Origin of the sequence: Xanthomonas sontii (assembly GCF_040529055.1) — a bacterium.
In the GTDB taxonomy this organism is placed as follows: Bacteria; Pseudomonadota; Gammaproteobacteria; order Xanthomonadales; family Xanthomonadaceae; genus Xanthomonas_A; species Xanthomonas_A sontii.
On record NZ_CP132342.1, the window covers coordinates 3,409,342 to 3,426,085 of the forward strand.

Sequence of the window (16,744 nt, forward strand, 5' to 3'; positions counted from 1 at the left end):
GTTAACCGGTTTCACGCCGATAGCTGAAGAGTGGCCGGCATCACACGGCCCTCACTTCAGCCCCCGTCCCCAAGGAGTCGTTCCATGAAACCGAGCTTTCCCATGCTGCTGGTCCTGCTGCTCGCCGCCAGCCCCAGCACCTTCGCCCAGTCCCAGCAGATGATCCCGCCGGAGATGGCCACCCGTTTCGTCGGCAAGGACGGCATGGTCTGCGGTAAGGTCGAGAAAGCCAAGTACGCGCAGAATTCCGAAGGCGAGCCGACCTTCCTGTACATGGGCGGCATGTTCCCGCGCCACACCTTCTCCGCCCGCATCGCCGGCGCCGACCGCAGCAAGTTCGGCTTCGCCCCGGAAACCCTGGAAGGCAAGGACGTGTGCGTGATCGGCAAGATCGAGCGGGACAGCTCGCGTGCCGAAATCCAGGTCAGCGCGCCGTCCAGCCTGAAGCTGGCCACCATCAAGTAAGCCATTGCGCCGCCGTGCTGGACCCGTGCACACGGTCCGGCGCGGCGGCGTTTGCTTTTTTGCCCCTTGTCGTCCCCCTCCGAATTATGGGAAACGCGCTCATGCAGTGGATTAAAGATCTGAAGGTGATGCCCAAACTGATGCTGGCGTTCGGCGTCGTGCTGGCGTTGATGCTGATCCAGGGCGTGGCCGCCTACCGCGGTCTTAACTCGCTCGATGGCGTGACCACGAATGTGTCGTCGCAGGTGGTGCCGAGCGTGCGCACCGGCGGCGAAATGCGCGGCATCCTCGGCGAATATCGCAATTCCGCCTACCAGAGTCTGATCCGCAGCAGCGATGCGCTGAAGAAGGAATCGGCCGCGCGCAAGGTTGCGCTGAAGAAGCAGATGGACCAGATCCTGGCCCAATATCCGCCCAAGATCGGCAGCCCGCAGGAAAAGACCATCTACGACCGTCTGGTCGCCGACTGGAAGAAGGCCAGCGCCTCCTACCAGTCCGTCGACGAAATGCTGCAGCTCGACCTGCACGACGACGCCATCGATACCTTCACCGGCGAGACCCGCACCCTGCACAACAAGGTGGTGGACGACGTCGTCGCCCTGATCGCCGAGAACGATCGCCAGGCCAAGGCCGCGGCCGACGCCGCCAGCGGCACCTATCGCAACGCCTCGGCAACCCTGCTGATCTGCCTGCTGATCGGCCTTGGCGCAGCGGTCGGTCTGGCCTTCCTGTTCGGGCGGATGCTCGCCAACAGCGTGCGCGATGCGGTCAAGGTGGCCAGCGACGTCGCCGCCGGCAAGCTCGACGGACATATCGACGCCAACAGCAAGGACGAGATCGGCGAGCTGATGCAGGCGCTCAAGCGCATGCAGCAGGACCTGCGCGGGCGCATCGAGCGCGACGCCGCGGTCGCCGCCGAGAACCTGCGCATCCGCACCGCGCTGGACAACTCCTCGACCGGCATGTTCATCGTCGACCTGGACTACAACATCGTCTACGCCAACCCGTCGATGCAGGGCCTCACCGACAAGTACGCCGAGCAGATCCACTCGGTGGCGCCGGCCTTCGATTCGAGCCTGCCGCTGGTCGGCTCGCCGGTGACGGTGCTGGAGTACGGCAACCAGCACGATCCCAAGACCCTGGCGGAACTGGAAAAGAAGGGGGTGATGGAACGCGAGATGGCCTACGTCGACGCGCGCGTCGCCCAGACCATCACCGCCATCCGCGACCAGCACGGCACGCACATCGGCTTTGTCTGCGAATCGCGCGACCGCACCCTGGAAGCGCAGGTCGAGCAGGAAGTGGCCAAGATCGTGCGCGAGGCCGCCGCGGGCGACCTCAGCGGGCGCGTCGGCATCGAAGGCAAGCACGGCTTCTTCCTGCAGCTGGCGCAGCAGCTCAATGGCCTGCTGCAGGCCAACGGCGACAGCATCGGCCAAGTGTCCAGGCTGCTGACCGCGCTGTCGCAGGGCGACCTCACCGCGCGCATGCATGGCGATTTCCAGGGCGTGTTCGCGACCATGCGCGACGACGCCAACGCCACCGCCGAGCAGCTGGCGGCCATCGTCGGCCGCATCCAGCAGGCGGCGAACGCGATCAATGCCGCCGCCGGCGAGATCGCGGCCGGCAACGACGACCTGTCGCGCCGCACCGAGCAGCAGGCGGCGAATCTGGAAGAGACCGCCGCCTCGATGGAGGAACTGACCTCCACCGTGCGCCAGAACGCCGAGCACGCGCGCCAGGCCAACCAGTTGGCCGGCGGCGCCGCCACGGTCGCCTCGCAGGGCGGCAGTGTGGTCGGCCAGGTGGTGCAGACCATGAGCGGGATCGAGGCGTCCTCGAAGAAGATCGCCGACATCATCAGCGTCATCGACGGCATCGCCTTCCAGACCAACATCCTGGCGCTCAACGCGGCGGTGGAAGCCGCACGTGCCGGCGAACAGGGCCGCGGCTTCGCGGTGGTCGCCAGCGAAGTGCGCACCCTCGCTCAGCGCTCGGCCAACGCCGCCAAGGAGATCAAGGGCCTGATCGATGCGTCGGTAAGCCAGGTGGCCAACGGCTCGACCCTGGTGCGTCAGGCCGGCCAGACCATGACCGAAATCGTCGCCTCGGTGCAGCGCGTCACCGACATCATGGGCGAGATCGCCGCCGCCTCGCAGGAACAGTCGGCCGGCATCGAGCAGGTCAACCAGACCGTCACCCAGATGGACGAGACCACCCAGCAGAACGCCGCGCTGGTCGAAGAAGCCACCGCCGCCGCGCGTTCGATGGAAGAACAGGCCGGCCAGCTGATCGAGGCCGTGTCGATCTTCCGCGTCGAGCAGTCGGCGCAGGCCAGCGCGGTCCACGCGCCGCAGGCCGTGTCCGCGCCGCGGGCGGCAGCGCCGGCGAAGAAGCCTGCGGCCGTCGCCGCCGCCAAGCCGGCGGCGGTGCGTGCCCGCAAGGTCGAGCCGGCCCTGGCCGATTCGGACTGGCAGGAGTTCTGAGACAGGCCCGGCCTGTCGCTGCCCCCCCCCCCATCCCCGGCCTTCGCGCCGGGGATTTTTTTGACCGCCGCGCCAGCGCGAGGATTGTCTACGGATCGGTCGCGCCGCGCGCTCAATTTCCCCGTTCCCGGAGCCGTTAAAACCTTTGGGAACCTTTCCAAGGATCAGGTCGATGTCGTCTCGCTCGTTGCTCACCCGCCTCTCGGATCTGCCGCTGCGCCGCAAGTTCCTCTGGCAGACCTTGTTGCTGGGTGCCGGCATCGTCCTGCTGGCGGTGATTGCCGCGCGCATGCAGTACCTGGACATCCGCAACACGCGCGAGCAGGCACTGAAGAGCCAGATCGAGCTGGCGCTGGGCGTGGTGCGCGCCTATGCGGCCGAGGTGGACAAGGGCAGCATGCCGCTGGCCGAGGCGCAGCGCACCGCCCTGCGCACCCTGGAATCGATGCGCGCCCGCGACGGCGTGGACTACTTCTACGTGCACGACCTGCACCCGACCATGCTGATGCACCCCACCCGCCACGACCTGGTCGGCAAGGACATCGGCCAGGTGCTCAGTGCCGACGGCAAGCCGATCTTCCGCGAGTTCGTGAAGGTGGCCGAGGCCGGCGGCGGCTATGTCGACTACCTGTGGCCCAAGCCCGGCAGCGACAAGCCGGTCGAAAAAATCTCCTACAACGCCGCGTTCGCGCCCTGGCACTGGGTGATCGGCACCGGCGTGTATATGGACGACGTGCAGGCGCAGGCGCTGGTCTTCACCGGGGTGATGACCCTGGCCGGCGGCATCCTGGTGCTGCTCACCTTCGGCATCAACTGGCTGATCGGCAGTTCGGTGCTGCGACCGGTATCGCGCAGCCTCGAGGCGATCCGCGCGGTGTCGCGCGGCGACCTCAGCGTGCGCATCGACAATCCCGGCCGCGACGAGACCGGCGAGATGCTGCGCGCCACCGGCGAGATGATCCGGATGCTGGAACGCTTCTCCAGCGAGACCGCACGGATGGCCGTGCTGCACGCCGACAAGGACATGTCCCACCGCATGCCGGAGGATTTCCCCGGCGTGTACGGCGACCTGGCTGCGAGCATCAACCGCATGATGTTCGAGCACCTGGACGCGATCGTCGACGCCATCGCGGTGCTCAACGAGTACGCCAACGGCGACCTGCGCCGCGACGCCCGCCGCCTGCCCGGTAGCCGCGCGGTCCTGCACGAGTCGATGGACGCGGCCAAGGCCAGCCTGCTGGCGATCAACACCGAGATCAAGCGCCTGGCCGCAGCCGCCGCCGCCGGCGACTTCAGCGTGCGCGGCGACGCCGGGCGGTTCCAGCACGACTTCCGGCTGATGGTGCAGGACCTCAACGCGATGATGGAGGTCAGCGACCGCAACCTGGGCAAGCTGTCGACGCTGCTGCAGGCCATCGCCGCCGGCGACCTGAGCGCGCGCATGCACGGCGACTTCCACGGCGTGTTCGCGCGGATGCGCGAAGATGCCAATACCACCGCCGACCAGCTCGCCGACATCGTCGGCCGCATCCAGACCGCGGCGCGCAGCATCCACGGCGCCACCACCGAACTGGCCGCCGGCAACGACGACCTGTCGCGCCGCACCGAACAACAGGCGGCCAACCTGGAAGAGACAGCGGCCTCGATGGAGGAGCTGACCTCCACGGTCAAGCAGAACGCCGAGCACGCCCGCCAGGCCAACCAGCTCGCCACCGGCGCGGCCGCGGTGGCCTCGCAGGGCGGCCAGGTGGTCGGCCAGGTGGTCACCACCATGAACGGCATCGAGGCCTCGTCGAAGAAGATCGCCGACATCATCGGCGTGATCGACGGCATCGCCTTCCAGACCAACATCCTGGCACTCAATGCCGCGGTGGAAGCCGCCCGCGCCGGCGAACAGGGCCGCGGCTTCGCCGTGGTCGCCACCGAGGTGCGCACCCTCGCCCAGCGCTCGGCCAACGCCGCCAAGGAGATCAAGGCGCTGATCGACGACTCGGTCGGCCGTGTGAGCGAGGGTTCGGCCCTGGTCGACCAGGCCGGTCGCACCATGCAGGAGATCGTCGCCTCGGTGCAGCGGGTGACCGACATCATCGGCGAGATCGCCGCCGCCTCGCAGGAACAGTCGATGGGCATCGAGCAGGTCAGCCGCACCGTGGCGCAGATGGACCAGGCGATCCAGCAGAACGTCGCCGTGGTCGAGGAAGCCAGCGCCTCGGCGCGGGCGCTGGAAGACCAGGGCCGCCGGCTCGGCGAGGCGGCGGCGGTGTTCCGGCTGGACCCGGCGCAGGCCGGCGCGAACGGCGGCGCAGGCCCCACGCCCGCGGCCCCCGCACGCGGTGCGGCGCGGCAGGCGCCGCTGCGGCTGGTGCGCACGGCAGTCCCGACCATCGAGGCCGATTGAGCGGCCATACCGTTGCGATAGACACAATCACGCACCACACGCCGATTCGCACCACGGCGCGGTTCAAGCTATCGCCGCGCTAGTCGATATCAGGATCACGCTTCGTGGTCCGCGCCCGTCATCGCCGGATCACCACCGCGACCGTTCAGGGAGCACGTGATGCCCAGCCGCCGACATCCGCCATCGTCCACCCTCCCGACGCGGCGCCGCGGCGCCGCACGCGCGCCCCTGTTCGGCATGGGTTCCCGCCCGCCTGCGCGCGCCTCCACTGGCGCGGCGCTGCCCTCGCCCCGCTTGGTCTCCGCCGGCTGACTGCCGGCCGCCCTGCCTTTTTTCAACCCACTGCTGCACATGGAATGCCCATGAACGTACTCGCGCACCTGAAAATCCGCGACAAGCTGATCTTCGCCTTCGCCGTGACCACGCTGCTGACGGTCGTGCTGGGAGGCTTTACCTACTCCCGGACCAACCTGTCCATCGCCGAGCTCACGCACATCCAGCACGATTGGGTGCCGGCGACCCAGGCACTGGCCGAGGTGCGCGCGCAACTGGGCGAATTCCGTACCTACGAACTGGCGCAACTGTCGCGCGCCGGCGATCCCCAGGCCCAGGCCGACTACTTCAAGCGCATGCAGAAGGTGCGCACGGAGGTGGCGAAGAACCAGCAGGTCATCGCCGCGATGATGCGCGACCAGAAGCAGGTGCAGATGTACGCCGGCGTGCAGGAGACGCTGAAGGCCTACCTGCAGGCCAACACCGAGATGGGCGCGGCGCTGCGCGCCGGCGACGTGGCCGGCGCACAGAAGATCTCCGACACCCAGTCGCGGACGCTGCGCCGGACCCTGTTCGAGCGCATCGTGGCGCTGACCCAGTACAACGTCGCCGAACTGAACCGGGAGATGGAGCGCGCCGACAGCCAGTTGGCCAACACCAAGACCCTGATCGTGACGCTGCTCGGGCTGGCCGTGCTGTTCGCCAGCGTCACCGCCTGGCTGATCGCGCGCGGGATGGCGCGCCAACTGCACGCGGCCAAGCGCCTGTCGCAGGCGGTGGCACGCGGCGAACTGGAGGGCGCCACCTATCCGCACGGCAAGGACGAGATCGGCGAGCTGATGGACGACATGCTGATCATGCGCTCGCGCATCCACAGCGTGATCCGCGCCCAGGAGGAGATGGCCCGGCAGCACGCGTGCGGCACCATCAGCTACCGCATGGACGAGAACGCCTTCCCCGGCGAGTACGGGCAGATGGTCAAGGGCACCAACGAACTGGTGGCCTCGCACATCGCGGTGAAGATGCGCCTGCTGCAGATCATCCAGCGCTATGCGATCGGCGACCTGTCCGAGGACATGGACCGCCTGCCCGGCGAAAAAGCCGTGCTCACCGAAACCATGGACATGGCCAAGCAGAACCTGACCGCGATGAGCGAGCAGATCAAGCAGCTGGCGGAGGCGGCCGCGGCCGGCGCCTTCGGCACGCGCGGCGACCCGGAACGCTTCCAGTACGGGTTCCGGGTGATGGTGCAGGATCTCAACGCGATGATGGAGGTCAGCGACCGCAACCTGGGCGAGCTGTCCACGCTGCTGCGGGCCATCGCCGCCGGCGACCTGACCGCGCGCATGCACGGCGAGTTCCATGGCGTGTTCGGTCGCATGCGCGACGACGCCAACGCCACCGCCGCACAGCTGGCGGCGATCGTCGGCCGCATCCATGCCGCGGCCGCCAACATCAATGTCGCCTCCACCGAGATCGCCAGCGGCAACGGCGACCTGTCGCGCCGCACCGAACAGCAGGCGGCCAGCCTGGAGCGCACCGCCGCCTCGATGGAAGAGCTGACCTCCACGGTCAAGCAGAATGCCGAGTACGCACGCCAGGCCAACCAGCTTGCGGCCGGGGCGGCCGCGGTGGCCTCGCAGGGCGGCGACGTGGTCGGCCACGTGGTCACCACCATGAACGGGATCGAGGCCTCGTCGAAGAAGATCGCCGACATCATCGGCGTGATCGACGGCATCGCCTTCCAGACCAACATCCTGGCACTGAACGCGGCCGTCGAGGCCGCGCGCGCCGGCGATCAGGGCCGCGGCTTCGCCGTGGTCGCCACCGAGGTGCGCACCCTCGCCCAGCGTTCGGCCAATGCCGCCAAGGAGATCAAGACGCTGATCGACGAGTCGGTGGGCCGCGTCGCCGAAGGCTCGGCCCTGGTCGACCAGGCGGGCCGCACCATGAGCGAGATCGTGACCTCGGTGCGCCGCGTCACCGACATCATGGGCGAGATCGCCGCCGCCTCGCAGGAGCAGTCCGCCGGCATCGAGCAGGTCAATCAGACCGTGGTGCAGATGGACGAGACCACCCAGCAGAACGCCGCGCTGGTGGAAGAAGCCACCGCCGCGGCGCGCTCGATGGAGGAACAGGCCGGCCAGTTGGGCGCGGCCATCGCCGCTTTCAAGCTGGACACCTACCACGGCGTGGCCGCCAACGCGCCGACTGCGCAAGCCGCGCCGACCCCGGCCCGCGCCAGGCCCCGTGCGGCGGCGGCGCGCCCGCGCCCCGCCAGCGAGGCCCAGTGGCAGGAATTCTGAGCCCGCACGCCACCGCCGGCGCTCTTTCCTGACTGCCGGCTGTCAATTTCGTCCGTTCCCGGCCGATAACCCGATTGACCGACCATCGCTGCGCACCATGGCCATCCAGACTCCCGCTTCGCCCTCCTCCGGTTCCGACAATCGCGACTTCGACTTCAGCGACCGCGATTTCAAGCGGGTCTGCGACCTGATCTACCAGAAGGCCGGCATCGCCCTGGCCCCGGCCAAGCGCGACATGGTCTACGGCCGGCTGTCGCGACGCCTGCGCGTGCTGGGCCTGCGCTCGTTCCGCGACTACCTGGACTGGCTGGAGCGCGAAGGCGGCGACGAATGGGAGGCGTTCACCAATGCGCTGACCACCAACCTGACCTCGTTCTTCCGCGAGCCGCACCATTTCGAGCGGCTGCGCGAAGAGTTGCAGAAGCACTCCGGCGCGGCGCCGCTGAAGATCTGGTCCTGCGCCTCGTCCACCGGCGAGGAGCCCTACTCGCTGGCGATCACCGCCTGCGAAGCGTTCGGCACGCTGACCCCGCCGGTGCGGATCCTGGCCACCGACGTCGACACCCAGGTGCTGGCCACCGCCTCGCGCGGCGTCTACGCGCTGGAACGCGTCGCCAGCCTCGATCCCGCCCTCAAGCGCAAGTATTTCCAGCGCGGCAGCGGCGCCAACGAAGGCCACTGCCGGGTGCTGCCGGCGCTGCGCGACCTGCTCGAGTTCCGCCAGCTCAACCTGCTGGAACCGCGCTACGACGTCGCCGGCCCGTACCTGGCGCTGTTCTGCCGCAACGTGATGATCTATTTCGACAAACCCACCCAGCGCGGCATCCTGTCGCGGCTGATTCCGCACCTGGACGACGACGGCATGCTCTACACCGGCCATTCGGAGAACTATCTGCATGCGGCCGACCTGATCCAGCCCTGCGGCCGCACGCTGTATCGCCGGGCGCAGAAGGATCGCGCATGAGCGCCGCGGCCATGGCCCTGGACCAGGTGATGCGCTATCACGACACGCGCTTCCAGACGATGGCGGCCAAGCTGTTGCCGACCCAGTACCTGGTGGTGGACGACGACACCGCGCTGACCACCATCCTGGGCTCGTGCGTGGCCGCCTGCATCCGCGACCCGCTGCTGAAGATCGGCGGCATGAACCACTTCATGCTGCCCGACGGCCAGAGCGGCGACGGCGCGCCGGCCCGCTACGGCAGCTACGCGATGGAAGTGCTGATCAACGACCTGCTCAAGCGCGGCGCCGCCCGCAACCGCCTGGAAGCCAAGGTGTTCGGCGGCGGCAACGTGCTCAAGGGCTTCACCAACAATCCGGTCGGCACGCGCAACGCCGACTTCGTGCTGAACTACCTCAAGGCCGAACATATCCCGGTGGTGGCCGAGGATCTGCGCGGCATCCATCCGCGCAAGATCTGGTTCTTCCCCGCTACCGGCCGCGTGGTCGTGCAGCGCCTGCCGCACGCGCACGAGGAAGCCGAAATCGCCGCGGCCGAGTCGGCGGTGCGCGCCCGTCTCGCCAAAGCCCCCGTCACCGGTGCCGTGGAGTTGTTCGAATGAGCCTGGAAGCCCCTTGCCGCGTGCTGATCGTCGACGACTCGGCGGTCGTGCGACAGATCCTTACCGAAATCCTGTCGGGCGCGCCCGGCGTGGAAGTGGTCGGCTCGGCCGCCGACCCGCTGCTGGCGCGCGAGAAGATCAAGCGTCTGAATCCGGACGTGATCACCCTGGACGTGGAAATGCCGCGCATGGACGGGCTGGCGTTCCTGGAAAACCTGATGCGGCTGCGGCCCACGCCGGTGGTGATGATCTCCTCGCTGACCGAGCGCGGCGCCGACACCACCCTGCAGGCGCTGTCGCTGGGCGCGGTCGACTTCGTCTCCAAGCCCAAGCTCGACGTGGCCCGCGGGCTGGAGGAGTACGCCGAAGAGATCATCGCCAAGGTCAAGAACGCGTCCAAGGCCAAGGTCCGCGCCCTGGACCGGCCGGCCGCGCCGAAACCGGCCGGCGCCACCGCCACGCCCGCCGCGGTGTCCTCGCTGAAGTTCCGCACCACCGACCGGCTGATCGCCATCGGCGCCTCCGCCGGCGGCACCGAAGCGCTGCGCGTGGTGCTGGAAGGCATGCCGGCCGATGCGCCTGCGGTGGTCATGACCCAGCACCTGCCGGCCGGCTTCAGCACCGCCTTCGCCGACCGCCTCAACCGGCACTCGGCCATGGCCGTGCGCGAAGCGACCGAAGGCGAAGCGATCCTGCCCGGCCACGCCTACCTGCCGCCCGGCGGCAAACACCTGCAGGTGATCCGCGACGGTGCGCGCTGGCGCTGCAAGATCGACGACGGTCCGCCGGTCAACCGGCACAAGCCGGCGGTGGACGTGCTGTTCCAGTCGGTGGCACGCAATGCCGGCGCCAACGCCATCGGCGCGATCCTCACCGGCATGGGCGACGACGGCGCGCGCGGCCTGTTGGAAATGCTGCAGGCCGGGGCCAGCACCCTGGTCCAGGACGAGGCCACCAGCGTGGTCTGGGGCATGCCCGGCACCGCCTTCCGCCTGGGCGCGGCGCAGGAGGTCTTGCCGCTGGACAAGATCGCCGAGCGCCTGATCGCCTTGTCCGTGCAGGCGCGCTGACACCATGCCGGGCCGCCGCGTCACAACGTCGAGCGTGCCCAGCGACGTCAGCGTGGAGGCGGCGCGGGTGGCATCGGCGCGTTCCGAACTGGACCTGCTGCTCTGCCTGCAATACGCACCGGAAGGCGTGCTGATCGTCGATCCGCAGGCGCGTGTGGTTGCCTTCAACCACACCGCCGAGGCGCTGTGGAACCGTCCCCGCGCGCAGGTGCTGGGGCGTCCGCTCGGCGAGTTGGCCGATGCCGACGTGCGCGAAGACTTCCTCGCGCAGTGTCTGCGCGACGGCGGCAGCGGCAGCTACGAGCTGCTGTTGCGCGACTACGATGGCGCAGCGCGCTGGCTGGCGGTGAGCGCGGCGCGGGCACCGCAGCACTACAGCCAATTGCAGGTGCTGTTCGTGCGCGACATCAGCGCCGAGCGCGCCCGCGACGCCAGGATGCGGCTGCTGTCGCTGGCGTTGGACTCCAGCGACAACGCCATCGTCGTCTGCGATCCGGAATTGAACACCCTCTATGTCAACGCCGGCTTCAGCCAGGTGTTCGGCTACGCCGAGAGCGAAGTGCTGGGACGCCTGCCCAGCACCGTGCTGACCGGCCCCGGCACCGACCTGCAGACCGTGCAGCAGACCCGCGAGCGCGTGCGCGCCGGTCTCGGCCACCAGGCCGACATCCTGGCCTATCGCAAGGATGGCACGCCGCTGTGGGCCACCCTGGTGGCCACCCCCATCGCCAGCGAGGATGGCAGCCAACAGCACTACATCCTCTCGTTCACCGACATCACCCAGAGCAAGATGCACGAGGTGCTGCACAAGAACGTGCTGGATGCGCTGGTCCGCGAACAGCCGCTGATCGAGGTCGCCACGCTGATCTGCAAGGAGGTCGAGCGCATCGCGCCGGAACTGATGGCCGCGATCGTGAGTGTGGACGGCAGCGGCTGCCTGCAGCCGCTGGCGGCGCCGAGCATGCCGGCGCGGTTCGGCGAGACCATGAACAACATGCGCGCCGGACCGCGTGCCGGCGCCCTTGCCACCTCGATCTGGCGCGGCAAGCAGGTACTGGTCCTCGACCCGCACACCGACCCGCTGTTCGCCGACTACCTGGGGCTGGTGCAGCATGTGCAGTTGGGCACCTGCGTGGCCACCCCGATCAAGTCCAGCAGCGGTCGCGTCCTCGGCAGCTTCGCGCTGTGCTATCGGCAGGTGCGCGAGCCATTGGCCTGGCACCTGCGTCTGATCGAGCTCTGCGTGCATCTGTGCGCCTTGGCGCTGGAACGCGAGCAGACCAGGGCACGCGTGCACCAGCTCGCCTTCTACGACTCGCTCACCGGCCTGCCCAACCGGGTGATGTTCAGCGCCCGCGCCGAGCAGGCGCTGGCCGCCGCCGAGCATCAGGGCGCACCGGTGGCGATCCTGTTCGTGGACCTCGACCGCTTCAAGCGCATCAACGAGACCCAGGGCCATGCCGCCGGCGACGGCCTGCTGCGCGACATCGCCCGGCGCATCGGCGACACCCTGGGCCTGACCGATTTGGTCGGTCGCCAGGCCGGAGACGAGTTCGTCCTGATGCTGCCGAACTGCAGCGTCGAGCAGGCCGCCGGCGTCGCCGAACGCCTGCTGCTGGCGCTGGCCGAGCCGCTGGTGGTCGGCCAGGTGACCCTGCACCCCAGCGCCAGCATCGGCGTGGCCATGTTCCCCGACGACGGCCGCGACATCGAGACCTTGCTGCGCCATGCCGACCTGGCCATGTTCCGGGCCAAGCGCGAGGGCGGCGACAGCGTGTGCTACTTCAGTTCCGACATGAACCGCATGGCGCAGGAACGCGTGGCGATGGAGACCGCGCTGCGCGACGCCCTGCATCGCGACAAACTGCAACTGCACTACCAGCCGCAACTGGACAGCCAGGCACCGCACGCGCTGTACGGCGTGGAGGCGCTGCTGCGCTGGGAACATCCCAATCTCGGCGCGATCTCGCCGGCGCGGTTCGTGCCGATGGCCGAAGAATGCGGGTTGATCGACGAACTCGGGCAGTGGGTCTTGCGCGAAGCCTGCCGGCAGATGGCCGACTGGCGTCTGCGCGGCATCGCGGTGCCGCGCGTGGCGGTGAACCTGTCGGCGAACAACTTCGCCGACCCCGAATTGCCCATGCGGGTGGAAGCCCTGCTCGCCGCGTCCGGCCTGCAACCGGCCGACCTGGCACTGGAAATGACCGAGAGCGTCATGCTCTCCAACACCAACGCGGTGCTGGCCAACCTGCGCCAATTGCAGGCCAGCGGCGTGCTGTTGTCGCTGGACGACTTCGGCACCGGCTATTCCAGCCTCAGCCATCTGCACCAATTGCCGGTCAACGAGCTCAAGCTGGACATGAGCTTCGTCAGCGACCTGGAGCACTGCCAGACTTCGCGGGCACTGACCACCTCGGTGCTGCGGATCGGCGAGACCCTGGGCATGCACACGGTCGCCGAGGGCGTGGAAACCGAAGCGCAACGCGCGTTCCTGGCGCGGCTGGGCTGCCGCGTGCTGCAGGGCTTCCTGTTCGCGCCGGCGCTGCCGGCGGCGGCGCTGGAACACTGGCTGCAAGGGCGAGCGCTCGCACCACAGGCCTAGCGCAAGCAGGCGGCGAACCCACCGTCGTACGCAGCGCAGGCACCACCAACGAAAAAGCCCGGCAGTGCCGGGCTTCTTCGTTGCGACCGTGCCGCATCGGCGGCACGTCGCGTCAGCGCATCGCCGGGGCGATCAGGCCGCGACCGTCGCGGCCACGTCCTGGTAGTCCTGGATCTGATCGAAGTTCATGTAGCGATAGATCTGTTCGCCACTGGTCTTGATCACGCCCACGTCGGCCATGTACTCGTCCTTGGTCGGGATGCGGCCCAGGCGCGAGCAGATCGCCGCCAGTTCCGCCGAGCCCAGGTACACGTTGGTGTTGCGGCCCAGGCGGTTGGGGAAGTTGCGGGTGGAGGTCGAGAACACCGTGGCGCCCTCGCGCGCCTGCGCCTGGTTGCCCATGCACAGCGAGCAGCCCGGCATTTCCATGCGCGCGCCGGCGGCGCCGAAGGTGCCGTAGTGGCCTTCCTTGGTCAGCTCCGAGGCGTCCATCTTGGTCGGCGGCGCGACCCACAGGCGGGTCGGGATGTCGCGCTTGCCTTCCAGCAGCTTGGCCGCGGCACGGAAGTGGCCGATGTTGGTCATGCACGAGCCGATGAACACTTCGTCGATCGCCGCACCGGCGACGTCGGACAGGGTCTTCACGTCGTCCGGGTCGTTCGGGCAGGCCACGATCGGCTCGTGGATGTCGGCCAGGTCGATCTCGATCACCGCCGCGTACTCGGCGTCGGCATCGGGCTCGAGCAGTTGCGGGTCGGCCAGCCACTCCTCCATCTTCTTGATCCGCCGCGCCAGCGAACGCGCGTCGGCATAGCCTTCGGCGATCATCCACTTCAGCAGGGTGATGTTGCTGGTCAGGTACTCGACGATCGGCTCCTTGTTCAGGCGCACCGTGCAGCCGGCGGCCGACCGCTCGGCGGAGGCGTCGGACAGTTCGAACGCCTGCTCCACCTTCAGCTCCGGCAGGCCTTCGATCTCCAGGATGCGGCCGGAGAAGATGTTCTTCTTGCCCTGCTTGGCCACGGTCAGCAGGCCCTGCTTGATCGCATACAGCGGGATCGCGTTGACCAGATCGCGCAGGGTCACGCCCGGCTGCATCTGCCCCTTGAAGCGCACCAGCACGCTCTCGGGCATGTCCAGCGGCATGACGCCGGTGGCGGCGGCGAAGGCGACCAGGCCGGAACCGGCCGGGAACGAGATGCCGATCGGGAAGCGGGTGTGCGAGTCACCGCCGGTGCCGACGGTGTCGGGCAGCAGCATGCGGTTGAGCCAGCTGTGGATCACGCCGTCGCCCGGACGCAGCGACACGCCGCCGCGGGTGGAGATGAACTCCGGCAGGGTGTGGTGGGTCTTGACGTCCACCGGCTTCGGATACGCCGCGGTGTGGCAGAACGACTGCATCACCAGGTCGGCGGAGAAGCCCAGGCAGGCCAGATCCTTCAGCTCGTCGCGGGTCATCGGGCCGGTGGTGTCCTGCGAGCCGACCGAGGTCATCTTCGGTTCGCAGTAGGTGCCCGGGCGCATGCCCTGGCCTTCCGGCAGCCCACAGGCGCGGCCGACCATCTTCTGCGCCAGCGAGAAGCCCTTGCCGGTGTCCGGCGGGTCCATCGGCAGGCGGAACAGGGTCGAGGCCGGCAGGCCCAGGAACTCGCGCGCCTTGGCGGTGAGGCCACGGCCGACGATCAGCGGGATGCGGCCGCCGGCGCGCACTTCGTCGAACAGCACGTCCGACTTCATCGCGAACTCGGCGATCACCTGCCCGTTCTTCAGCGCCTTGCCCTCGTACGGACGCAGTTCGACCACATCGCCGTGCTCCATCTGCGACACGTCCAGCTCGATCGGCAGCGCGCCGGCGTCTTCCATGGTGTTGTAGAAGATCGGCGCGATCTTCGAACCCAGGCACACGCCGCCGAAACGCTTGTTGGGGATGTACGGGATGTCCTCGCCGGTCCACCACAGCACCGAGTTGGTCGCCGACTTGCGCGAAGAACCGGTACCGACCACGTCGCCGACGTAGGCGACCAGGTGGCCCTTGCCCTTGAGGTCGGCGATGGCCTGGATCGGGCCGCGCTTGCCGTCTTCTTCCGGCTCGAACGGGGCGCCGTCGCGCTTGTTCTTGAGCATCGCCAGCGCGTGCAGCGGGATGTCCGGGCGGGTGGTGGCGTCCGGCGCCGGCGACAGGTCGTCGGTGTTGGTCTCGCCCGGCACCTTGAACACGGTGATGGTCAGGCTCTGCGGCACTTCCGGCTTGCTGGTGAACCACTCGGCCTCGGCCCAGCTCTGCAGCACCGCCTTGGCGTGCGCGTTGCCGGCCTCGGCCTTCTCCTGCACGTCGTGGAAGGCGTCGAAGATCAGCAGGGTGTGCTTGAGACCCTCGGCGGCGACCGCGCCCAGTTCCGGGTTGTCCAGCAGTTCGACCAGCGGATGGATGTTGTAGCCGCCGAGCATGGTGCCCAGCAGTTCGGTGGCGCGGGTGGGCGTGATCAGCGGGGTCTTCTCGCTGCCGAAGGCGACCGCGGCCAGGTACGAGGCCTTGACCTTGGCGGCGTCGTCGACGCCGGCGGGCACGCGGTGGCTCAGCAGTTCGACCAGGAACTGCTCCTCGCCGGCCGGCGGGTTCTTCAGCAGCTCGATGACCTGCGCGGTCTGCTGCGCGCTCAGCGGCAGCGGCGGGATTCCGAGCGCGGCGCGCTCTGCAACGTGGTGGCGATAGGCTTCCAACATGCGGGTTCTCCGGAAAAATACGGTGGGGATGTGCGGCAGCGGCGGCGCGGCGTCAGCCGGCAGGCTTGGGGACGATGATCTTCAGGCCTTTGAAGTAATCGCGAAAAAAGCGGTCGTCGTGGGTGATCAGGCCATCGCATTGCAGCAGCGCATGCGCACCGATCAGGAAATCGGCCACCACCCGCTCGCGCTTGCCGCCACGGGCGCGGAAGCGGCGCTGCATCTCGCCGGCGCGCAAGGCCGACTTGGCCTCCAGCGCGCTGAAGCGGATGCTCATGTCCTCCAGCACCGACAAGGCCTCGGCGCCGTCGCGCAGCGCGCTGCAGACTTCGGCCAGGACGATGTCGCAGACCACCACCGGGCCGGTGCTCAGGCACTGGCGCAGGCAGGCTTCGGTGGCGTCGGCCTGCGGGCCGTCGGCCAGCAGGTCCACCAGCACGGACGAGTCGATGGCGATCATGCGCCGGCGTCGGGCTCGGGTTCGAACGGATCGCCCGGGGCACGGCCGCGGATGGCGCGCATCGCCTCGTCGGTGCTGGCGAAGCCGTCGAGCTTGAAGCGGCCGCGGGCGCGCGAGATGGCATCGTCCACGCTCTTGCGCAGGATGATCCGGCCGCCATCCAGTTCCACCTTCAGGATGGTGCCCTTGCTCAGGCCCAGCGCATCGCGCACGGCCTTCGGCAGGGTGATCTGACCGCGTTCGGCGACAGTGGCTTCCATCGGGCGGGCTCCACAAGGTATGTACGAATTTTACATACTTGAAGCGTCATACTCAAGCCCGCATACAGCGCCGGTCACACCTGCCATACACACTGAATCGGTCAGAATGACCGCAGTCCCTACAGCCGCGACGCCAT

Annotated in this window: 11 protein-coding genes; 8 read left to right on the top strand and 3 right to left on the bottom strand. The window is 68.5% G+C overall.

Translation table 11 applies throughout. The features are described 5' to 3' along the window. Window positions 1-84: 84 nt before the first annotated feature. The 8 genes from RAB70_RS14310 (at window position 85) to RAB70_RS14345 (ending at window position 13,163) form a co-directional block, all read left to right on the top strand. Window positions 85-465 carry a hypothetical protein gene (locus RAB70_RS14310; RefSeq protein ID WP_026143867.1) on the top strand — a complete coding sequence of 127 codons (381 nt, stop codon included), beginning with the start codon at window positions 85-87 and terminating at the stop codon, window positions 463-465. Between the two features lie 101 nt (window positions 466-566). Beyond that, the gene (locus RAB70_RS14315) at window positions 567-2,951 is read left to right on the top strand and encodes a methyl-accepting chemotaxis protein (RefSeq protein WP_152245890.1); all 2,385 of its coding nucleotides are present in this window, start codon (window positions 567-569) and stop codon (window positions 2,949-2,951) included. Window positions 2,952-3,123: 172 nt separating this feature from the next. After that, complete coding sequence (locus RAB70_RS14320; protein ID WP_148828364.1) at window positions 3,124-5,349, top strand: methyl-accepting chemotaxis protein; 2,226 nt, start codon at window positions 3,124-3,126, stop codon at window positions 5,347-5,349. A 362-nt stretch (window positions 5,350-5,711) separates the two neighbouring features. Further along, window positions 5,712-7,928, top strand: coding sequence for a methyl-accepting chemotaxis protein (locus RAB70_RS14325; protein WP_148828365.1), 2,217 nt, complete (start codon window positions 5,712-5,714; stop codon window positions 7,926-7,928). 97 nt (window positions 7,929-8,025) lie between these two features. Beyond that, window positions 8,026-8,892, top strand: a complete 867-nt coding sequence (locus tag RAB70_RS14330; protein WP_017908722.1) for a CheR family methyltransferase — start codon at window positions 8,026-8,028, stop codon at window positions 8,890-8,892. Next, window positions 8,889-9,491, top strand: a complete 603-nt coding sequence (gene cheD / locus RAB70_RS14335; protein WP_017908723.1) for a chemoreceptor glutamine deamidase CheD — start codon at window positions 8,889-8,891, stop codon at window positions 9,489-9,491. The genes RAB70_RS14330 and cheD overlap by 4 nt, the downstream gene beginning before the upstream one ends. Continuing rightward, the gene (locus RAB70_RS14340; protein WP_026143996.1) at window positions 9,488-10,561 is read left to right on the top strand and encodes a chemotaxis response regulator protein-glutamate methylesterase; all 1,074 of its coding nucleotides are present in this window, start codon (window positions 9,488-9,490) and stop codon (window positions 10,559-10,561) included. The genes cheD and RAB70_RS14340 overlap by 4 nt, the downstream gene beginning before the upstream one ends. Before the next feature lie 4 nt (window positions 10,562-10,565). Beyond that, window positions 10,566-13,163, top strand: a complete 2,598-nt coding sequence (locus RAB70_RS14345; protein WP_148828366.1) for an EAL domain-containing protein — start codon at window positions 10,566-10,568, stop codon at window positions 13,161-13,163. A 132-nt stretch (window positions 13,164-13,295) separates the two neighbouring features. On the opposite strand, the gene acnB is transcribed toward RAB70_RS14345, so the two are convergent. The 3 genes from acnB to RAB70_RS14360 are packed head-to-tail and all read right to left on the bottom strand — an operon-like array spanning window position 13,296 to window position 16,607. Next, window positions 13,296-15,887, bottom strand: a complete 2,592-nt coding sequence (gene acnB, locus RAB70_RS14350) for a bifunctional aconitate hydratase 2/2-methylisocitrate dehydratase (protein ID WP_148828367.1) — start codon at window positions 15,885-15,887, stop codon at window positions 13,296-13,298. Between the two features lie 52 nt (window positions 15,888-15,939). After that, window positions 15,940-16,347 carry a type II toxin-antitoxin system VapC family toxin gene (locus tag RAB70_RS14355; RefSeq protein WP_017908728.1) on the bottom strand — a complete coding sequence of 136 codons (408 nt, stop codon included), beginning with the start codon at window positions 16,345-16,347 and terminating at the stop codon, window positions 15,940-15,942. Next, entirely contained in the window at window positions 16,344-16,607 is a 264-nt protein-coding gene (locus tag RAB70_RS14360) for an AbrB/MazE/SpoVT family DNA-binding domain-containing protein (RefSeq protein ID WP_010343322.1), read from the bottom strand. Before RAB70_RS14360 ends, RAB70_RS14355 begins: the two co-directional genes overlap by 4 nt. Window positions 16,608-16,744 lie beyond the last annotated feature (137 nt).